Genomic DNA, 20,413 nt, shown 5'->3' with positions numbered 1-20,413 from the left:
GTGACGCAAAAACGACCTTTCCGCTTCAGTAAGGCGGAAAGGTCGTTTTATTATCCATTGCGGGTTATGATCGGGATGAAGTTTCGGGTGCGGCGGATCATTTTGCATCTGGCCATGTATTCCCTCGTTTTGGTTTTTTGCGTATGCGAGCGAATGTTTTTTCTTCTAATGCAAACATAATTGTATTTGGAAACGGAGTAGACCCGGTAGCCCTTTTTTCTGCACCTTCTCAAGAAGTCCTGATCGCTTCCGTTCGGTTGCCTTTCGTCGAACTTCACCTTTTCCCATACCGACTTTCGGAAGACGAGCGTGCCTCCTTTGAGCCTTTTGCGATACTTCTTCTCTCCCCCTTCTCTATATAACATCAGAGCTTTTTTTTCTTCGAAATAAACGTACGAGGCGTTCTTTCCGACGATGGAGGCTTTCTTTTTGGCGAGCGCGCGAAGCGATTCCTTCAAATAAGCGGGGGCATAATAGTCGTCGTCGTCGAATTTGGCGATGAGCCTGTGTTTCGCTTTCCTAATGCCGTAGTTCAAACATTTGCCTAATTTCCACTTCTCAGGCACTTGATAGACTCTAACATTTTGGTAATTTTTCGCGCGTTTTCTCCATTTGGCTAGGTCCATGCTATCCCGGTTAAGGATAATGATCAGTTCTTTGTTTTTGGCTGATTGCCTCTCGTAATTCCGGAATATTCTATTCATGTAGTTAGGTCTCATCGTGCAGGTAATAATGGAGACCATCCCGTCTTCTCCCTCCCTTGAGAGATTCGATAGCCGGCTCACTGTTTCTTCCATTTCGGAATCAGCTTTTTGACTTTCTTCCAACCGTCTTTGGTCACCGTGAACACCGGCCGATATTGGCCTCCCCATCTCTTCAAAGCGTTGTTCACCGACCATTCGACGGTCCGGTGCAGCTCTTTTCTCTTGAGAGTCAGGTTGGAACGATGGACCCGCTGAATATAAAGATTTTTATCGATCCAATGGAAACGAAACCGACCGATAAGCCGATAGAGCATTAACATGTCCTCCCGGTATCGGCCTTTGTACGGATCCTTGATCGGCCAGCCACCGACTTTCCGCAACGCGGAGGTTCGATAGAATCGGGGAATTAGATTTCGGTTCGCGATAAGAAATTCGTAACGGTCGGAGAAGGAACGGCCTTTTTTTAGCTTCTTGCGGATAACTTTTCCCTTTTCATTCTCCCAGACGACAAGCACGTTCCCGCTAATGACCGCCACGTTCTTAGGCAGCTTATCCGCCGCCTTGACGAGAAGCTCCAACGTATTCGGAAAAAACATGTCGTCGCTGTCCAATTGAATCATATAGGGAGTGTCGACGACGGCCAACGCGGCATTTAAACTCCGGGATTGGCCCAGGTTCTTCCGATTTCGGATTAGTTTCACCCGGGGATCCCTCAAGTATCTCTTTAAGCGCTGCGAATATCGTTCCTTGGACCCGTCGTCGACCAGAATCACTTTCCAATCCTTGTAGGTCTGGCGGAATACGCTGCGAAGAGCCTTGACGAGAAGCTTCTGGCGATTCAGAAAAGGAATGACGACCGTTACCTTTGCCATTATTTTTTGCCTCCTTTCCCTCGCGGCACGAGTTTGATTCGCAGCCAATCGGAGGGAACCGAGTAGACGGCACGGTAAGACCTTCCCCATCGTTTCAGGGCCTTGTCCGTGAAGTGCTTGACCAGTTTGTTGTACAATCCGGCGTTCTTCACGTGGCTCAAGTTTTTCCCATGGTACCGGTAGTGATAAAGATTCCGGTCGACATAAGTAAAGGAATATTTATCCAACAATCTTAGAAGCATTCGCCGATCCTCGAGCAGCTTGCCGTTCGTCAGCTTATCCAGTTCCCAACCGCCGACCTTCTTCACGCATTCGGTCCGGTAGAAGCGCGGGAACACCATTCCGGGATGAGTGACGAACGCATAGCGATTCTTGAAAGCTTTGGCCTTCACGACCTTACGGAAGCGATTCTTCCCGTTCCTATAGTTCCAATGAACGCAATTGGCGTAAGCCAGCGCGGTAGTGGGCGGCTTCTTCTCCATATGATTGACAAGAATCTCAAGGGTATTGGGGGATATCCAATCGTCTCCGTCCACTTGAATGAAGTACTTGGTATCGATGTGCTTTAGCACGTCGTTAAGGGAGTGGCAGATCCCTTCGTTCTTCTTTCTCCGGATGATCTTCATCTTCTTGGGATCGATATGTCTCTTAGCGACCGCAACGGTATCGTCCGTCGAATGATCGTCTATGACGATGGCTTTCCAGTCTTTAAAGGTTTGATCGCGTATGGATCGCAAGGTTCGGGCGATAAACTTGGCTTTGTTATAGGTCGGGACGATAACCGTAACCATGCTTGGGCGCATTCTTTTCTACTCCTCCTTGTATAGCGAATGTTCACAAGCCTGTCTGCCTGGGTCAAGAGAGCGTTCGACCGGCTTCTATCAAGTCAGGTCCTGTATTTTATGAGCTGTCCCGGTAAAAGGAAAGGTACATTCGTTTGGTTGAGGCATGACCGGGGCGAATGGTCCCTCTGCAAATGAGGGATTTATACGCGGAGGAGACTTCTGTCCGGAACTTTCCTTGAAGCTTGTCAATACAATGATTGGCAGAGGAAGTCTTCAGTTCTAACCGGAAGGGTGACAGCCTGCCATGTCCAAGATTTGCTTCGCCATCCTTGTCCATAACAACAAAAAGTCCTTGAAGGACATGATCGACAATATCCGCCGCTTCTGCCCTCACAGCTCCATCGTTCTTTACAACGGGGGCGACGATCCGAAGCTTTGCCGAGGACTAGGAGTGCCTGTTTGTCCGACCAGCAAAAAACTCGTTTACCCGACGTCTATCTCTACTTACATGCTGGAAGTCATGGACTGGCTGGTGGACACGGATTATAAATTCGACTATCTGATCAATCTGGACTCGGACTGTTTGTTTGCGAGGAAAGGCTTTGAATCGTTCGTCAAGAAAGAAATGAAAAAATGCGATTACATGGGGGTCAGGGTTCGGCCTCCTACGGACGATTGGCTGCCCTATCGGAATTTCAAGAAGGAATGGGCCATCTGGAAGCCGGTATTCAAAAAGAAAGAAAATCTTCTATGCTGCTTTAACGTAGGGCAAATCTACAGAAGGCGATTGGTAGAAAAGATCGTTCGGGTCAGCAAATCTCTTCGGGTCAGGGATAAGCTGCTGCGTACGCGGTCCAACGGAATCGTCGAGATTCTATATGTATCCCTCGCCCGCAAGCTGGGAGCCCGGATCAAGCGGTATCCTTCCTCCGTCGACGGTTCGATTCGATACCGCCCCCACTTCACCGCCGGCGAAGTTAAACGAACCCTTCGCCAGAAGCCGCGCCATTCCTTATTTCATCCTATCTATCGAGATATCGGCAACGATGCAAGGGTCGCCATCCGAAACCGGGCAAATAGGCAGGGCAAATAGGCGCGGCAAGCCGATCGGCTTCGGCGGAGGATCGAGCGGATTCCCTCTGGAAGGAGAATGATTGCAAATGAACATATTGGTCGCAGGCACCGGATACGTGGGCACCACGACCGCGCTCGTGTTGGCGGACATGGGCTGGAACGTCACGGGGCTCGATCCGGATGCGGAGAAGATCCGCACGCTCCTGCAAGGTTCGATCCCATTCTATGAAGACGGACTGGAAGAGCTGCTTCGCAAGCATCTGCAGCAGGCCTCCATTCGGTTCACGACGGACGCTTCCGAGGCGATCCGGCAATGCGACGCTATCTTTATATGCGTCGGAACCCCTCCGCTTCCGGACGGCAGCGTAGACATGCGGTATATCCGCCAAATCTCCGAAGAGATCGGCCGTCATGCCGACGGGTATCGGCTGGTTATCGTCAAAAGCACGGTCCCGGTCGGAACGCATGCCAAGGTGGCCGAGTGGATCCGTTCCGCTCAGCCCTCTCCGCATCCGTTCGATGTCGCCTCCAATCCCGAGTTTCTGAGGGAAGGAAGCGCCCTGGCCGATTCCTTCCAACCGGACCGGGTCGTTATCGGAGCCGACGGCGAGGAGGCGGTCCAAGCGGTACGCAAGCTGTACGCATCGCTGAATTGCCCGTTCGTCGTCACGACTCCCCGTACCGCCGAGATGATCAAATACGCCTCTAACGCATTCTTGGCCACCAAGATTTCCTATATCAACGAATTGGCCCGCTTGTGCGACAGCCTGGACATCGACGTGAACGAAATCGCTCGCGGGATCGGGCTCGATCCCCGAATCGGAGCTCTATTCCTGCGAGCCGGCATCGGATACGGCGGCTCCTGCTTCCCCAAAGACATCGCCGGGTTGCTGCAGACCGCGCGGGAGAACGGCGCCCGGCTCGGCTTGCTCGAAGAGGCGGCGGAGATCAACCGGACGCAATACCTTCATTTGCTGAACAAGGCGCGGGTTCGCCTCGGGGGCTTCCAGGGCAAAACCGTCGCCGTCCTAGGCCTTGCCTTTAAGCCCGATACCGACGATATCCGGGAAGCTCCCTCCCTGAGGCTCATCCGCAGCCTTCTCTCCGAGAACGCCGACGTTCGCGTTCACGATCCGATCGCCAAGCTGCCGCCGGATTTGGCGCGTCAGCCCCTAACGTCTTGCGGCACTCCGGAGGAGGCGGCGCAAGGCGCGGACGCCGTCTTCCTCTGCACGGAATGGAAGGCGTACCGTCACCTCGACTGGCCGGGAATAAAGTCGGCCATGAAGCAGGCGAACCTGTTTGACGGAAGAAATATGATGAATGCAGACCATATGAAAGCAATGGGCTTCTATTATCAAGGAATCGGCTACCGGTAACGGTCAGCCGATCAACCTTCGACTCCCTCCAGAAGGAACCGCTCCGCCATAGCGGCGGGCCTCTCCAGCTTCTTCCGGATGGCCGGCCAATCTTCTTTGCCGGCGGAATGGATGATCATATCGTAGGAGACTCCCTTGATCGTCAATCCCCCGCGCTCGACTCCCTTCCGAACGAGTCCGCACCGGTCATGGAAGGATACGACGCTGGCATTGTCGATAACCGTGTTGGAATACACGCCGGATAATCCGAGAATGTCGAACGCGACGTGGAAGATGAGCCATACGCTGGCAGGCGCCGCCGGGTACCCCGGGGAGATGATCCATCTTCCCCAGTTGCCCGTGCCGGCCGCAATATCGTAAACGGAGATGGTTCCGATCCGTTGGCCCGCCAACGTCTCGATGCAGAAGTAATAATCCCCTTCCCGATGCATGTAGTCCTCCAGCCACGATTGATGCCGATCGAAGTCTTCGTTCAGCTCTCCGATATAGCGGGACAATTCGGGCGATCTTCGCAGCTCGTAAATAAACCTCGCATCGGATAGCTCGACCGGCCTCAACCGGACTCCGAATCGTTCGACCGTGATCCGATGGTTCACGACTTCACCTCGACTAACCGTACGAGATCGTCCATGCTTTGGACGTCCGATACTTCCCCGGCGGAGAAGCGAATCCGGAACTGCTCCTCCAGCCGAAGTATCAATTCTATATGCGTAAGGGAATCCCAGCCGGGAGTCTCGTTCCGAACGGGATTCTCCTCCGGCGGAACCTCCGTCTCCAGAACCTCGGACAGGATGGCTCTCACCTGCTCCCTTGCTTCCTCTCTCATGTCGCCACCTCCACTTGTGCCGGGTGATTGCCGCAGGCCGCGGCCACTCGGGATCTCAGGTCCGGCAGGGGGCAATCCTCGCCGGGAGCATCCGCGAATCTCCCGAGCCATTCCAGCGACGGAGCGTTTCTCGGACCGGTCCTCGCGTCGATCCGCAGCCGCTTGACTCCCCTGTTCGCCAGCATCTCCAGTACGTGCGCGAACGACAGCGTCTCCACGTCGCGTCCCAAGGCCCTGCAGCTGAACAGGGTCTCGATCAATTGAGCTTCCTCTCCCTTAAGCCGGATGACGAACGCGCCGACGATTCCGCTGTCGGCCAATTTATCCCTTAGGCCGACCGTAACCGTCAGATGCTCTTCCCGGCGGAAGGCGGCCCGGGCTTCTTCCTGCGTCAGCCGCCGCAAGGCCAAGTTGAATTGGTTCGTCTTGCGGCTAAGATCGTACAAGCGATCCGCATGGGCCATCTCGTTCACGTGGAGGCGAACGACCATCTTCAACCCGGCCAGATAAGAGTTGAAGTCCGAGGACTCCCGCCGTAGCCGCTCGCGCGATGCGCCCGCTTGAATATCGGCGGTCCGATTGCGCGCTTCGCTGTCCCGGCGAAGCTGGTACAATCCCGGATAATGCAGAAGCTTGCGCAAGGTCTCGAACGCATCGTCCCGGCTTGCCCGAAGCAGATGAAGCTCCGGCAGGGACTCGGCAGCCTTCAGCAGTTCGACCGAATTGTCGTCGACGAAGAGCATGGCCGAGCAATCGATGTTCAATTGCCGGGCGAGCTCGTTCAGATTGCCCGCTTTGGGCTGCCAATCGGCTTTGATAACGGAGAAATCCTTCAAGCGCAACGGAAAATCGTCCCTTGCCTCGAAAAGATCTTCGACGTCCTTCGCTTCGTTGCGGCTGCAGATTGTCAGCATGATTCCGGATTGCTTGAGCCTAAGCAGCGATTTCTGCAGTCGGCGGTGTCCTTCCGTCAATCTTACTCCCGCCGCGCCGTCTTCGCCGAGAACGCCGCCGTACAGCGTGTCGTCCAAATCGAGCGCGATCGCTTTAAGACGGGGATTGCGGGAGGCGGGAAGCAGATGGACGCCAAGATGCCGGGCAATCCGGATCGTCGTCCGGTCGGAGAACGGATATCCGGCGATAGCGTCGTTGCGATCGTCGTAGAAGGATGAAGCGTCTTCCTGAGCAAGCAAGGCCAGATCGATCAGCTCGATCCCGGGCTCGCCGAAGGCAAGTTCGGACAATGCCGCGTTTAAGGAGCGAAACCAGCCTCGATCGCTGGCCCGGTCGCTGTAGAGGCATTCGCCTTCTCCGCCGCTCTCCGCCCAGTTGTTCACCCAAATCGGCTTGTCCGTTACCTCGCGCAATCGGCTGATGCGCTCCTTCAGCCAGCTCGCGCAATCCGATGCCGCCATCGATCCGGAGTAAATCCGCCAATCCATCCAGAAGATGTGCAAGTCCGCGTCCCTCGCTTCTCCAAGACCGGACAGCGCCGCATCGTAGTCGGAGAAGTCGAAGCGAACGCCTGCTCCCCACAGCCCGCTGAACGGAGGCATTAAATTCGCGACGAATTCAAACGGCATCGTTCGGTTCACCCGGATCCGGACGGTATGCGATGCCCCGGCTTCGGGAATTCCGGTCAATTGCTTTCTGGAGGGAAGCGTTCCGAGCAGGATATCGGCCGAATCCAGATAGGACAATACATCGTTCATCTCGCATCTCTCCCGTCCCGGATCTTAGCCGAATCACTTGACATGAAGTCCGAGCTCCTTGCCCCAACCTTTGATTTTGTCCAGGTAGCCGTCCAGCAGGAACGCCGGCTTCTGCCCCTCCACCGCCCATTGGAGCTGCAGGAACAAGCTTTTCTCCAATACCTTCTGAAGGTACGCCATCTTGTACAGCCTTACGGGATCCCCTTCGAACCGGACTCCGTGTTTGCTCATCTCCAAAGCGTAAAGCGGGGCGCAGCGGGCGACGACTTCCTCCTCCGCGCTCCTCCAGTCTTTGCGGTAAGCGAAAAAGATACCGATCAGATTGAACATATCGAACCAGCAAGGAGCGAATCGCGCGCCTTCCCAATCGAGGAATTTAAGGTTCCAGCTCTCTTCCTGCACGTTGCCGCAGCCGATGTTGGGAGTCTGCAAGTCGTTATGAATGACGCTCTTGCCCGCTTGGGCCAGCTCGGGGAAATACTCCGGGCCGCTGCTTAATAAGCGCTGCAGCCTATCGTATTGGGGCTTTAGCTTCTGTCTCCATTCGGGATGCTCCATCGCCTTGTCAAGATACTCCAAAGTCCGATCCCGGGTTTGAACGCGCTCGGCGATGGCGGTATCCGAATGATAGAGGGGAAGCCACTCCGAGAATAGGTCCCAGCGTTCGAAGAGACGGTCGTTATGGGTTCTCGCGTGAAGCTTCGCCAAGCTGGGGATGATCTTGTCGAAGCTGTCAGGCGTGAAAATGATCTGTCCCTTCAATTGAGGCACGTATTCCAGGATCGCCCAAACCTCGTTCGTATTCGGAACGTCTTCCGTCCAGTAAACCGCGGGCATCAAATCCGAGAGTAGGACGCTCGCCTTGCGGTACGTATTCAGCTCAATCCATTTCGGGCCTTCGATCGGAGCCTTGAATATTTTGAGAATGAGGGGAACGCTCTGCGTTACGGTACGGATCTCAAGCTTCCAAATGGCGCTTTTGTCCGTCTCCTTCAAGCATTCCTGATTTTCTTCGACCAAGGCGACGGACGAACCGAAATGGCCGGCCAGCTTCTCGGAGAATCGATAATCCCGCCATTTCTCGCTTATCAGGCTCACGGGCGCGGCGTTCCTCATGCGGGAGGCGTCTTCGAGGCCTCTGGCGTACCCTTCTTGCCTGCCTCGCTGGAACCCGTCCGCACGGCCTTTCTCATAGCCCTCTCGATTCAAATGCACAGTCGAAATCCTCCCCCTCAAGGCTGATACTGCATCTTATGCAGCTCCTCATTGCCGTGACATCGGCTCGGCAGCTTCCCCTGCAGGAGAAGAGGCTAAGGGAAGCGATTCTAAAAACAAAAGGCTCCGAACGGATCGGGAGCCTTTTGACTATTTAACCAGCATGCCGCTTAAGGTCTTGATTTTCTGGAGATAGACCGGAAGCAGCTTTGCTTCCTTCTGGCCGGTCACGGCCCATTTCAGTTGCAGGTAAAGCCCCCGCTCCAATATTCTTTTCAGATAAGCCATTCGGTACAAGGTCATTCCGTCCGTCTTGAACTCGATGCCATGTCGCTTCATCTCGTCCACGTACAATCGGACGGCGCGCTCCGTGATGGCCTCTTCTTCCTCTTGCCATTCCCGCCTGTAGGCTAAGAAGATGCCGACCAAATAGACAAGGTCGTACCAGCAAGGGGCGTATTTCGCTCCTTCCCAGTCGATCAGCTTGATCTGCCAATTCGGATTGTTCAACTGATTGCTGGCGATATTCTCCGTATGAAGATCCCCATGAGTGACGCTTAATCCCTCCCGGGTGACCTCGGGAAAGTACCCGGGGCCCTTGGCGAGCAGCTTGCGCAATAAAGCCTCATGAGGCTTCAACAGGCCGCGAAGCTCAGGAACTTTCATCGCTTGCCGGAGGTACGAGCGCGTCTCTCTGTTGATTCTCCGCCGTTCTTTTTTGGCCTCGTCCGATTGATGGTGCGGAAGCCAATCGCGGAAGACCCGCTCCTGTTTGGCGAATCGTTCGTTCATCGTGGCAGCGTGGAGTTTGGCAAGCAGCGGAATGATTTGTTTGAAATGCTGGGGACCGTATTCCACGCGGCCATGAATGGGTTCGATATGCTCCATGAACACCCATAGGTCGCGCCCGTTTATGTTGCGCTTGGTCAAATAAATTTGCGGCATGAACGGCTGCAGGATCTTGCGCGCTTTCCGGTAGATGTTCCTCTCCACCGTGCTTTCGGGACGCGGCTTGCGCAGCTGCTTGGATATTTTCAGGATAACCCGTATTCTCTTGGCGTCGCTTTTGACGACGAGCTTCCATATGCTGCTCTTGTAAGAATCCTTAAGGCAAGTCATGCTTCGACGTTCCAGCCTGGCTTCTCCTTGAAGCAGTTCCTTGAAGCGATCGGCGAAGTTTCTCTCTCTCCATACCCTGCGAATCAATCTCTTGTCGATTCGCCTGACGCGGTTGCGACTCATGATACGCTCCTCCTCGCGTTGAATCGGTCGAGCGCGACTCCTGCATGTAGAAGGAATATGTACCGCCCCTCGCGAAATCGCGGCAGAAGAAAGAGGCTATCCTTCCATCGGTCCTGCTTGGATAGCCTCGACTCCTTCTCTCCGTCTATCCGCGCGATTAATCGGCGTTCATCGCTGCAGAAGCGTCCCCTTCAGCCTGAGCGCCGCTTCTTCGAGAGATTCGAAGGTGCCCGCGTCGGTCCACCACTTGTCGATCACGCCGTAACGCAACCGCTTGGCGTGAGCATAGTAGTTGTTCACGTCCGTGATCTCCATCTCTCCCCGAAGCGACGGCGACATCTGCCCTATGACTTCAAAAACGTCGGCGTGATAGAAATACAATCCCGTCACGCAGTAAGAAGACGCCGGGTCGTCCGGTTTCTCGTCGATGTGCAGGATGCGTCCCGTCTCTTCGTCCAGCCGGGGAACTCCGTACCTTCTCGGATCCTCGACTTCCTTCAGCAGAACCATCGCGCCGTCCTCCTGCTGCTCGAAGGTTTCGGCGAACGGAGTCAGCGGCTGCTCGAACAAGTTGTCTCCCAGCAGCACGACGAATTTATCGCGAGAGGAGATAACGGGACGCGCAAGCTCGAGCGCGTCTGCGATTCCGCTGGCTTCTTCTTGAACGCGGTATACGATCGATACTCCCCAATCGCTGCCGCTTCCGAGCACTTCCGCAAAATCGCCTAGCGCCGTTCTTGTGGTGACGATAGCGATATCCTTTATGCCCGCTTCCGACAGCTTGGCAACGCCGTAGCAAATCATAGGATAGGATCCTACGGGAAGCAAATGCTTGTTCGTCCAATTAGTCAAGGGCTGAAGCCTTGTTCCCTTGCCTCCGGCTAAGATAATAGCCTTCAACGATTTCCCTCCCTAGACTCGGATCGGTAGTTACCTTACACGACATTATATGAAGGCCGCGAATGACCGGAACGGCGCTTGTACGTCAAGGGTTCAAGCTTGCTTCCGCTTCCGGCTGGGAGCCCGACGGCGATAAGGCCAACTCCAGCAGACGGGCCAGCCGGCTCTCGTAAGAATGATCCCTTATCGTTCTGTGCAGGGCTCGCAAGGCGATCTGTTCTCTCTCCTGCTCGTGGTCCAAGTAATAATCGATAAGCTCCGCCAGCTGTTCGGGCGAGCTATAGGTGACGATTTCCGATCCCGCTTCGTAATACTGGGTGATATCGTCCCGGTGATCGACGATCTGAAGCGTGCCGCAAGCGGCGATCTCGAACAATCTGGGATTGGGGGAGACCGCGGACACGCGCGCCGAATTCTGATTGAAGGTCTCGTCGTAAGGAGCTCTGTGCACGTTGATCACGACGCGGTGCGCATTGTAATATTCCGCCGTCTCCACCGCCGCCATCCATTTCCCCAGCTCGATGCGATTTTTCCACCTGTTGTACTCGGGCAGGCGATCCCACCATATTCCGGAGATCCGGAAGACCCTCGACTCCAATCGGGGCAGCAGCTCATGGAATACCTGTACCCGGTTCCAGAAGGCCGTGCCGACGAAGCATACGTCTCCTCTTAGGCTGATTCTGGGATTGCGGGGGCGATAATACCCCGGGTAGACTCCCAGGGGCAAATTATAGACCCGATTGCAGCCAAGCTGTTGGTAGAACGGCACGCAGTTGCGTTCCAGAGTAAAGACACTTTCATAGTGAGGAGCCAGTTTAGACGTAATATCCGTATAGTAGGGGTCGTCGGTGAACCAGATTGCCGTATGGATGCCCATATCGCGCAGCCTTTTCACCTGATCGACGGCAAAATCCATCCCGTCCAGCGCCAGAACGAGATCCGGCCTTTCGAATGCGGCGATGGAGACGACGTCTTCTTTGGGAGTGGCCAGCACGACGCGTTCCGCCAATGCCGTCAGGGAATTATGGATTCCTTCGTCAAGCGGGCTGTAAGGGAAGCCTTTGCCCGTCGTCACGTAGAGAACTTTAATGGGAAGCTTCTGGAAAGCCGGGGCCGCCTTCTGGAGCACCGCTTCGCACAATCCCAGCCAGCGGCCATGCTTGAACCCAAGCTCCGAGCCGCCTCTCCTTGCTTCGGCGAGGTGGGGAACGTCGGGTCTCCTTAATGACGATGCAACGGATTTCCTGTTCGTTCTTGCCATCCGATGTTCGGCCTCCTTATTCGCCAGGCGCCTCTGGATTTTGCTCGAGCAACGGGATCATTTGGGCGATCCGGTGAAGAAAAGTATGTTCCCGCCTGGTCCGCCGGAAGCTGCGCACCGCCATCTTCATCCGTTCTTCTTCATGGTTCAGATAGTAATCGATTTGCGCCATGAGCTCGGAAGCATTCCGAAAGACGGCGATCTCCGAGCCGACGTCGTACCTCTCGGGAAGCTCGCTGCGGTAATCGGTCAACTGCATGGCTCCGCAGGCCGCAATCTCGTAGGTTCGGGGATTGATAGACTCCGCTCCCCAGTTCAAGGCATTCCGGTTGTCGACTCCGGCTTCGGTCGTCCGATGAACGTTAATGACGATTTTGGCGCCGTTGTAGTACTTAACCGTCTCCTCGATCGGGGTCCAGCCGTCATGAACAAAGCGGGACAAGTCCTCGTATCGAAGCATTCGGTCCCAGAGGCTTCCCGCGATCCATACTTTCTTGTCTTGAAGAAAATCGGCCAGCTCGTCGAACAGCTTCGCCCTGTTCTCGAAAGCGACGCCGATAAAACAAATGTCGGAACGATATTCCGACGGGACGTGCATCTGACGGAACACTTCGGGATGAACGGCTAGCGGCATGTGGTAAACCTGCCTGCATCCGGCGGAACGATAGAGAGGAACGCACGACCTCTCGTGAGTGAATACCTTATCGTATTGGAGAGCGATTTGCGGAGTTTCGTCCGTCGCGTACGGATCGTCCACGAACCAGATCCCCGTCGCGATTCCCATTGCCCGTATAGCGGCGACCTGCTCCAGATGATCCGGCGGAAAGACGTGCAGTCCGTTCATGACCAGGACGAGATCTGGCATGGATTCGGCAGCCGCCTCCCTCATTCGTTCTGCGGGAGCGACGATCAATTCGGATACGAGCTGCCCCAGCGCCCAGATCATCCCTTCGTCGATCGCCGGAAACCCTTGAGGCACGTACATCAAGCGCAGTCCGCTGCGCACGAGATCCGGATTCGGCGTGCGATCGACGATCCCCTGGCAGGCCCCCGCCCTCCAGCCCTCCGTCCAACCCGCGCCGAAGCCCTCTTTTCTGGCGATCGCTCGCAGCTTTTCCCTGCTTCGGTACCTCATGTTCATCACCCAAGTTCAATATATGCGCCCCTGGTCTGATGGACATGGATACTTGCCCGTCCGCTAGAGCGTATATAAGGAACCGCGGGCTGCCCGTCGCTTCGATCCTCCCCTTAAACGGCAAGCGCCCGGACGGTTTCCGTTACCGTCGGGCGCTTGCCGATTCGATTAGAGCTTGCCGTAATTCGATCATATCGCCATCGCTTGCCCGTCCTGCAAGCCTTGGGCGAAGCCGGCATTGAACCCCTCGTTATAAGCTTGATTAAAAGCCTCGCTGTAAGTAAGTCCATTATCCGAAGGAACGCTCTTCTCCTTCGGATACCGGCGTCCGCGGGGAATCCGCCTCCGTCTTGCGGCCGTCTTCCCGCGCGGGGAAGAGCTCCTTCGAGGAGACGGCTTCCGGAGGCGCTTGGCTTTGGTTTGCCGCTTCCGGTAGGAAAGCTTTGTCGTCCTTCCCCCCCGATAGGAGCGGCGTTTAGCTCGACGTGATCTTCGCATCGCCCGATCCCAGCCTTTCCGATCGTCAGATCTGTTGTTCGTAGGCAAGCCGGTGCCCATCCTCGAACCCCTTGGCGAAACCCGCATTATAACCATCGTTATAGATTCGCCTGTAGTCAAGGGTTCGGACGGCTTCTTGCTTATTGGCTCTTCGTCCCCTGACGGGCTTATTCCGAGACCCCGAAGCCGTTCGTCTCGTGACCGTCGCCTTCCGAGTCCGCCGGTTCACGATTCGGCGACTGCGGTTCTTGACGGATGAATTGGAACCGGCCGGCCGACTCGACGACCGACGCCTTCCCGCTCTACTCACCCCGCTCCGCCTCCCGCGCGCTCATGCCGTTGTATAGAGTTGCGACTTGCTTCGCCAGCCATGGGGGAGACGGAACTCCCTCCTTCGGAGACTGCCAGCCCATGCCCGTAACCGCGCCGAGCAAAGCCTTCTGCATATTCGACAAAACCCGAATGTGTTCGCGAAATTCGGCCGCTGACGTCTCGCTGTTCGCCGAAACGTCAGCCACGCTTTCCAATATTCGAGCCAGCGCCTCCTGGCTTCTCGTGATGGACCGAAGGAGGTTTAATTTCACCTCCCATTCCTTGCCGAGCTTGCTCATGCTTCCGTTTCTCCCGCATTCATGCCACCGAAGAACGCGCCCATCTCGCCGGCGCCTTCCCCTTCCGGCTCGAGAATCGCCTTCATGTTGCGGTTCAGCCCGTGGCATAGCTTCGACAGGCTATCGATCACTTCCACGGTTTGGTCGTGGAATTGCAGAGAGGTAGACAGTCGATCCTTCTGATCCAAGTGCGTGTCATTGGTAAAATGAGTGAGGAGCCATGTGCGCACCTTCTCCGCTTCGGCGGCTTTAGCCTCCAGAATGATGGCCGTATTCCATTGCATTTTGGCCAACGCGTCCAATGCCAGATGGTAAGCTTGCTCTCTATTCAAGCCTATCCCTCCCTTCGATTCGGAAATCCCTATGGGTAGGAGGAATTCCAATGTTGGTTTCAGCTAATCCGGCTATTCTTCATCGGAATCGTCGTTCGCCTTGATCAATTGCGTCAAGCTGTCCGCCATCGCTTCCTCGAGTTCGGCCAAGCTGTTCAGATAAGCGATAACGCTCTTGGATACTTGCGAAGAGCTGCTCAGCAGCCCCTTAAGTCCATCCAGCTCCGGATGCTCATCCGGCAATAGCTGAATCATATGAGCCATGCGTACAGCGATCTGCCGCTTGGAATCCATTATTCGCGCCATCTGCTGATGAGAGTGAGATAGATGTACGATGATCTCTGTCAATAGTTCCTGCACCGCGACGGTCTCCCTCCATTCCACGGCGATGTCTGCACGGATTTCGGCATTCGCCTGATCCTCTACAGCATATGCCGCAATGCGGCGCTTGCCACAAATGAACGCTGTTTCCCGGAAGCTCCGCGTTCGCCCGGCCCCAACGGAAAAAGCGACATTCCCGCCCCGATAGGGCAGAGAATGTCGCACAGCAAGAGATAATCTGATTAGCAAGCGAATTACAAAGCTTGACGCAATTGCGGAGGCGCGATAATCGGCAGACCTTCCTTATGAAGCGCGAGTTCCTCCGGCGTCATGGCACGAATCGGGCGCCGATTCAGCTTCCAAGCCTCCATGGCCGCGCGGCTGACCACCTTTCTGGCGACGGCTCCTTCCAAGACATAGAACGTTTCGTCCGGAAGCTTCGCCAGGGCGGAGGAAGTCTCGTTCGCCAACCCGACATACCGCTGCTCCGCTTCCCCCGCGGAGATCGGACTTGCGATCGGCCATCTTCTAAGATCGACCTGCGAGACTCGGGTGACAGGAAGGGTTAGCTCTCCTTCGACAGGCCTTCTCACGCCATCCTCCACCCAGTACGGCGTCGAATTTAACCCTTTGACGAGAATGCCGCTAGGGTAGAGCTTCCCCGCGTCTTGAACCGGATCGTCATTCTCCGCTATGAGCTGCAGCACCTGATGGACGGATTCGTACGGATTCTCCCATTTTGCCCTGAAATAATGCTCGTTCTTGTCGTTGATCGGTTTCGCCTGATCCCCCAAAGCCTTCATGCTGACGCTTCCGTAATGGTGGATAAACGCGTCCCCCGCCACGACCAGACTTCTTCCCAGCATTCGAACGCGAATATTGTAATCGTCGTCCTCGAAATTCCCGATCTCGAACCCTTCGTCGAAGTAGCCGATCTGTTCGAATAACGATCTCTTGAAGAGCAGGCAGAACCCGACCAGACGATCCGTCCGCCGCCAACGGCCGGGATCGGGCTTATTAAACTCCCGGGCGAAGGCCGGCATATCCTTGACATCCTTATAAGGGACGTTAATCTGCTGGTCTCCGCCGATATAGTTCGTGACAGGCCCGACGATGCCGATTCTCTCGTCGCTATTCAAGCACTCCAGCATATTATCCAGCCAACGCTCGGTGGCGAGCGTATCGTTGTTCAACAGCAAAAGAGTGTCGCCCTTGGCCATCATCATGCCGACATTGATCGCGCCGGAGAAGCCCTTATTGCTGTCCAGTATCCGATGCCGCACCTGTCCGCCCAGGCTCTTCAAGTAAGCTTCCGTTCCGTCGGTCGAAGCGTTGTCTACGACGATGATCTCGTATGGAGGAACGGTATGCTCCATGATGCTGGCCACGCATTGCTTGAGAAAATCGATCTGGTTGTAAGTGGGAATAATGATGCTTGTTCCCGGGAAAGGAGTAGAGAAGCTTTGAACTCCTCTTTGCATGCCTTCGCGGTACCCTTCCTCGTACCCTTCGTCATACGGGCTCGCCTTGCGGGGCTCCGGTTTGCCGGTTCTCTTCCCGACGAATCTGCGGCGCAAGCGGGGGGCTGTGCGGATTTTCCCGCGACGTCGAACGCGTTTGGATCTCGCCGCAGCGTGCTTCATGCCATCACCTCCCCATCATTCTATTGCCGCGGCAGGCAATGGGTGTCGAACGAATGGACCCGTCAAGCCGGTAATCCGGTTCGCCAAGTGTCCGAAATCGATCGCGACCTTGCCCGTCCGATTGGCAAGATGAACGCATATGGGAACGGCGGCGATTCCGGCGGAGACCAGCGCCAAGTCGAACTCGTACATGGCCGCGATATCCACGACCCGGGGAAAGTCGGAAACCCCTCTCACGGGACTGACCGTCCCCGCTATCCGGACTCCTCTTCCCATCAAGCTCTGGGCGAGCGGATCCGCCAAGTCCCCAATGACCAGAACTCGTCGGCCCGTCAAGAGCCGCATCATATACCCCTCGTCGTTCAAGGAATAGTTGACCGTGGACGAAGTCAACCGGAGCGTATGGGGATGAATCCCGTAAGCCCTCCAGACGGCGAACAGCAGGGGTTGAAAATGCGGGCTTCTCGATAACGGAACGCCGACCAGAGAAGCCGATCGGATACAAGACGCAAGCTCCTCGCTCGCCTGAAGATCCGGAACGTCGATTCCCGCATAGACGAGAAATGCCCCTTTTTGGCGAACCTCTTCAATGGTCATTACCTTCTCTTGAGCAAGCGTCAGCAATTCTCCGTCGCCCAGTCTGACCAGCGAATAAGGCTGCTTGGCCGTCAGCATTCTCTCCAATTCCGCATAGACGTCAACCGGCTGAAGGATCGGAATTCCCCTGTAGCGCAAAGCGGCTATGCCTTCCGCCAAAAAATCCTCCAGGGTCAAGTCCGGGAATATCAGGTTCGGGGGCAAGCGCTTCTCGAGCAAGCCTTCTCCCCCCGCGTACAAGCCCTCTTTGTACCCTTCGTCATATCGATCCGTTGCTTGCTCCTCCGCCTCCTGCGGAATCTTCTCCGCAATGATCGGAAGAACGGCTCTGCGGAGCGGCCTTCGCGCGGATCGGCGCTTGCCTCCGGCCCGCTTTCTTCTATCCGCCTTTGACTTTCTCCTGAAGGTTCGTTTGGACGTTGCGCCGGACTTTAGTCTCCGAGGAGTCGCCTGCGATCTTCGGCGCGGCCATTTCGACATTTCAGCTGCTCACCATCCATCTTTGCCTGATTCCGTCCTCGTAGCCGCCTCGTTCATCCGTTTGATTTATCCACCAATGAATGGCTTCCAGATGGTCTCCGACGATTAGAGGCTCCAGGGATCGGACGCGCTCTCTTCTGGTCCGAATCGGATTGATCGCTCCTACGTCCACATGCTTGACTCGTTTAACGACCAGTTGGGAATGAACGGCCATCGTTTGAGCAAGCGGAGGAACGGATAAGGAGGCTGCCCCGATCGTCTCCAGCGCCCTTCGGCTAATCGCATGAGGTACGGCGGTCATCGAGGCTCCCAACAAGTCGGGGCGGTTCAGCAACGAATTCAAGACATGCTTCGCCAGAACGACGCCATGAACCCTCGCCAGTCTCGTCGGTCCCGAGTAATCGTTAAGAGCCACGTCCGTTCCGTTCTTCACGGCATGGACGAAAGGACGCAGCTTAAATGCCGGTATGACCATGTCGGCATCGATAAATAGCAGAATCCGGCCCCGCGCTTCCCTCGCTCCGACCGCTCTTCCGACATCGTGTCCCAGCGGCCGGTCAAACGCGATCACCCTGGCTCCGCTTCTTCGGGCGATCTGCAGCGAGCCGTCCGTCGAACCGTTCGCCACGACGATGACCTCCGTTCCGGGATGCACCTTCTTCGCTTCGCGAATAACCCTCGCCAGGGTTCTTCTCTCGTTCATGACGGGAACGATGACCGAGACAAGAGGATCGGACGGAAACGCATCGCCTGCGGCCGATTTCGATTCTGCAACCGAAGCTGCGCCGCTCTTCCTAATGAAAACATGCCTCCGGCGGGACTTGGCTCGAGTTCGGACCGTCTTCTTGCTGCCGCCTGTTCGGACAGCCAAACCAATCCCTCCCCTCAGCTAGGGCAAGTGTTTACAACTCATAGTATGTATGACGTGTACATGCGTAACGGCATCTGTACGCCTTTGCAAGCTCGCCGGATAGACCATTGTCCATTGCCGGCGGAACAATCAAGCGGCGGTGCGGGAGAGAACTCCCGCACCGCCGCTTCGTTCGATTCCGTTGTTTGGCAAGCTGCAACCGTACTACCCTCTGCTGCCGACCGCGATCCACTGGATCCAGCCCGTCGGCTCCGGCGCAAACCGGGTGCGAACGACCTCGATCACGGCATATTCGGGTTCCTTCCTCTTCAGGATACAAGCGCAGGAAGGATGATCCGACATGGCGACGATCGCGTACGACGCATTCGGGAACGGCTGCTCAAGCTGTACCGTCAACTCTATGCTCTCGGTTACCCCTTGGAATTCGTACCGCTCGTTGCCGAACAGCAAAGCTACGTTCGGCTGAGTGGCTAGCACGGGAAGAATGGCCAGATGGGAACTCGTAACCGATCCGGAAGCCAGATGAGCGCTTTGAATGCTTCCTTCCCTGATTTTCGAACCGGTGATGCCGTTATCCGCCAGCTGGTCTTCTCCCACGCTGCCTTCTTGCAGCTTCTCCGGACCGATGCTGCGGTCGGCAAGCTGTTCGGACCCGATGCTCCCTGGCGCGGCCTTATCCGCTTCAAGGACTCCGATCGGCTGAGGTTCCGCCGCGTTCGAAGCGGCGGCTCCGGCCAAGAGATCCAATACGCTCGGAGCAAGCTTCTGAACGGTGATGACGCCGTCGTTCAACTGCTCCTCTCCTACGGACCCGGCCGCCAGTTGCTCTTGGCCGACGCTGCCGGCGGCGAGATGCTGGGATTGAACGGAACCGGCTATCATGTGGGAGGAGCTGACGCTGTTGAACGAGAGTTTCTCCGCCGTGACGGCGCCCGTCGCGAGATGTTCTGACCCGATGCTGAACGTTTGGATATTCTTCGAGGCGACGCTCCGGCTCGCCAGTTTGTCGTTCGTCACGCTTTCGTTTGCTAATGCTTCCGAAGTAACGACTCCGTCCGCGAACGGATTCTGCGAGGCAATGATGAGCTCTTGCAGCTCGGGAGAGAGCTTATTTACGGTAATGCTTCCGTCGCCGAGCTGCTCTTCCCGTATGGAACCTATTGCGAGCTTATCGCTGGAGACCGCCCCGTTCGCAAGCTTCGAGCCGTCTACGCTGCCTTCGCTCAGGTGCCAGCTGCTTACGCTTCCTGCCGTCAGCTTCGATCCGTTCACGCTGCCGTCCGCTAGCTGCTGCGAGCCGATGCTTCCTTCGCTCAGGTGCCAGCCGTTTACGCTGCCCGCTGCCAGCTTCGATCCATCGACGCTGCCATCCGCGAGCTGCTGCGTTCCGACGCTTCCTTCGCTCAGGTGCCAGCCGCTCACACTGCCAGCGGCTAGCTTCGAACCGTCTACGCTGCCCTCGGCAAGCTGCTGCGGGCCGATGCTGCCTTCGCTCAGGTGCCAGCCGCTTACGCTGCCCGCCGCCAGCTTTGAACCGTTCACGCTGCCCTCGGCAAGCTGCTGAGAACCGACGCTTCCTTCGCTCAGGTGCCAGCTATTTACGCTGCCTGCCGCTAGCTTCGAACCGTCTACGCTGCCCTCGGCAAGCTGCTGAGAACCGACGCTTCCTTCGCTCAGGTGCCAGCTATTTACGCTGCCTGCCGCTAGCTTCGAACCGTCTACGCTGCCCTCGGCAAGCTGCTGAGAACCGACGCTTCCTTCGCTCAGGTGCCAGCCGCTCACACTGCCAGCGGCTAGCTTCGAGCCGTCTACGCTGCCCTCGGCAAGCTGCTGCGGACCGACGCTTCCTTCGCTCAGGTGCAAGCTATTTACGCTGCCTGCCGCTAGCTTCGAACCGTCTACGCTGCCCTCGGCAAGCTGCTGAGAACCGACGCTTCCTTCGCTCAGGTGCCTGC

Annotated in this window: 20 protein-coding genes; 2 read left to right on the top strand and 18 right to left on the bottom strand. The window is 56.2% G+C overall.

The genetic code is table 11. The features are described from left to right. Positions 1-50: 50 nt before the first annotated feature. From H7B67_RS17200 to H7B67_RS17190, 3 genes are read right to left on the bottom strand one after another with little or no spacing between them, the layout of a single operon-like run. Positions 51-827 carry a glycosyltransferase family 2 protein gene (locus tag H7B67_RS17200; protein ID WP_185121097.1) on the bottom strand — a complete coding sequence of 259 codons (777 nt, stop codon included), beginning with the start codon at positions 825-827 and terminating at the stop codon, positions 51-53. Next, on the bottom strand, positions 782-1,576 hold the full coding sequence (locus tag H7B67_RS17195; RefSeq protein WP_185121096.1) for a glycosyltransferase family 2 protein: 795 nt from the start codon (positions 1,574-1,576) through the stop codon (positions 782-784). Before H7B67_RS17195 ends, H7B67_RS17200 begins: the two co-directional genes overlap by 46 nt. Beyond that, positions 1,576-2,379: a glycosyltransferase family 2 protein gene (locus tag H7B67_RS17190; RefSeq protein ID WP_185121095.1), complete on the bottom strand. Its 804-nt coding sequence runs from the start codon at positions 2,377-2,379 to the stop codon at positions 1,576-1,578. The genes H7B67_RS17195 and H7B67_RS17190 overlap by 1 nt, the downstream gene beginning before the upstream one ends. Before the next feature lie 286 nt (positions 2,380-2,665). Here H7B67_RS17190 and H7B67_RS17185 point away from each other — a divergent pair, with 286 nt between their 5' ends. After that, entirely contained in the window at positions 2,666-3,454 is a 789-nt protein-coding gene (locus H7B67_RS17185) for a hypothetical protein (protein ID WP_185121094.1), read from the top strand. 67 nt (positions 3,455-3,521) lie between these two features. Further along, entirely contained in the window at positions 3,522-4,814 is a 1,293-nt protein-coding gene (locus H7B67_RS17180; RefSeq protein WP_185121093.1) for a UDP-glucose dehydrogenase family protein, read from the top strand. An 11-nt stretch (positions 4,815-4,825) separates the two neighbouring features. Here the strand turns inward: H7B67_RS17180 and H7B67_RS17175 are convergent, their stop codons facing one another. From H7B67_RS17175 to H7B67_RS17105, 15 genes are all read right to left on the bottom strand, one after another. Continuing rightward, positions 4,826-5,410, bottom strand: coding sequence for a GNAT family N-acetyltransferase (locus tag H7B67_RS17175; RefSeq protein ID WP_185121092.1), 585 nt, complete (start codon positions 5,408-5,410; stop codon positions 4,826-4,828). Then, positions 5,407-5,640, bottom strand: coding sequence for an acyl carrier protein (locus H7B67_RS17170; protein ID WP_185121091.1), 234 nt, complete (start codon positions 5,638-5,640; stop codon positions 5,407-5,409). Before H7B67_RS17170 ends, H7B67_RS17175 begins: the two co-directional genes overlap by 4 nt. Then, positions 5,637-7,352, bottom strand: coding sequence for an HAD-IIIC family phosphatase (locus tag H7B67_RS17165; protein WP_185121090.1), 1,716 nt, complete (start codon positions 7,350-7,352; stop codon positions 5,637-5,639). The genes H7B67_RS17170 and H7B67_RS17165 overlap by 4 nt, the downstream gene beginning before the upstream one ends. Positions 7,353-7,385: 33 nt before the next feature. Continuing rightward, positions 7,386-8,567 (bottom strand): hypothetical protein, encoded by a 1,182-nt coding sequence (locus tag H7B67_RS17160; RefSeq protein ID WP_342592601.1) that lies wholly within the window; start codon positions 8,565-8,567, stop codon positions 7,386-7,388. Positions 8,568-8,717: 150 nt separating this feature from the next. Further along, positions 8,718-9,809, bottom strand: coding sequence for an aminoglycoside phosphotransferase family protein (locus tag H7B67_RS17155; RefSeq protein WP_245363927.1), 1,092 nt, complete (start codon positions 9,807-9,809; stop codon positions 8,718-8,720). 168 nt (positions 9,810-9,977) lie between these two features. Then, positions 9,978-10,709 (bottom strand): sugar phosphate nucleotidyltransferase, encoded by a 732-nt coding sequence (locus tag H7B67_RS17150; protein ID WP_185121089.1) that lies wholly within the window; start codon positions 10,707-10,709, stop codon positions 9,978-9,980. Between the two features lie 85 nt (positions 10,710-10,794). After that, positions 10,795-11,970, bottom strand: coding sequence for a CgeB family protein (locus tag H7B67_RS17145; RefSeq protein WP_185121088.1), 1,176 nt, complete (start codon positions 11,968-11,970; stop codon positions 10,795-10,797). Between the two features lie 16 nt (positions 11,971-11,986). Beyond that, on the bottom strand, positions 11,987-13,105 hold the full coding sequence (locus tag H7B67_RS17140; protein ID WP_185121087.1) for a CgeB family protein: 1,119 nt from the start codon (positions 13,103-13,105) through the stop codon (positions 11,987-11,989). Between the two features lie 800 nt (positions 13,106-13,905). Next, positions 13,906-14,214, bottom strand: coding sequence for a hypothetical protein (locus H7B67_RS17135; RefSeq protein WP_185121086.1), 309 nt, complete (start codon positions 14,212-14,214; stop codon positions 13,906-13,908). Further along, a complete protein-coding gene (locus tag H7B67_RS17130) occupies positions 14,211-14,546 on the bottom strand; it encodes an alpha-helical endospore appendage domain-containing protein (RefSeq protein ID WP_185121085.1) in 336 nt (111 codons plus the stop codon). Before H7B67_RS17130 ends, H7B67_RS17135 begins: the two co-directional genes overlap by 4 nt. 72 nt (positions 14,547-14,618) lie before the next feature. Next, positions 14,619-14,906 carry a nucleoside-diphosphate sugar epimerase gene (locus H7B67_RS17125; RefSeq protein WP_185121084.1) on the bottom strand — a complete coding sequence of 96 codons (288 nt, stop codon included), beginning with the start codon at positions 14,904-14,906 and terminating at the stop codon, positions 14,619-14,621. Positions 14,907-15,121: 215 nt separating this feature from the next. Next, positions 15,122-16,510 carry a glycosyltransferase family 2 protein gene (locus H7B67_RS17120; protein ID WP_185121083.1) on the bottom strand — a complete coding sequence of 463 codons (1,389 nt, stop codon included), beginning with the start codon at positions 16,508-16,510 and terminating at the stop codon, positions 15,122-15,124. Positions 16,511-16,525: 15 nt separating this feature from the next. Beyond that, positions 16,526-17,587 (bottom strand): GT-D fold domain-containing protein, encoded by a 1,062-nt coding sequence (locus tag H7B67_RS17115; RefSeq protein ID WP_185121082.1) that lies wholly within the window; start codon positions 17,585-17,587, stop codon positions 16,526-16,528. Between the two features lies 1 nt (position 17,588). Beyond that, on the bottom strand, positions 17,589-18,302 hold the full coding sequence (locus H7B67_RS17110; protein WP_342592606.1) for a glycosyltransferase family 2 protein: 714 nt from the start codon (positions 18,300-18,302) through the stop codon (positions 17,589-17,591). 360 nt (positions 18,303-18,662) lie between these two features. Further along, positions 18,663-20,413, bottom strand: a 1,751-nt coding sequence (locus H7B67_RS17105) for a WIAG-tail domain (protein WP_185121081.1), incomplete at its 5' end; no start/stop codon positions are given.

Origin of the sequence: Cohnella thailandensis (assembly GCF_014212135.1) — a bacterium.
Lineage (GTDB): Bacteria > Bacillota > Bacilli > Paenibacillales > Paenibacillaceae > Cohnella > Cohnella thailandensis.
This window is presented reverse-complemented; position numbering and strand designations above follow the sequence as displayed.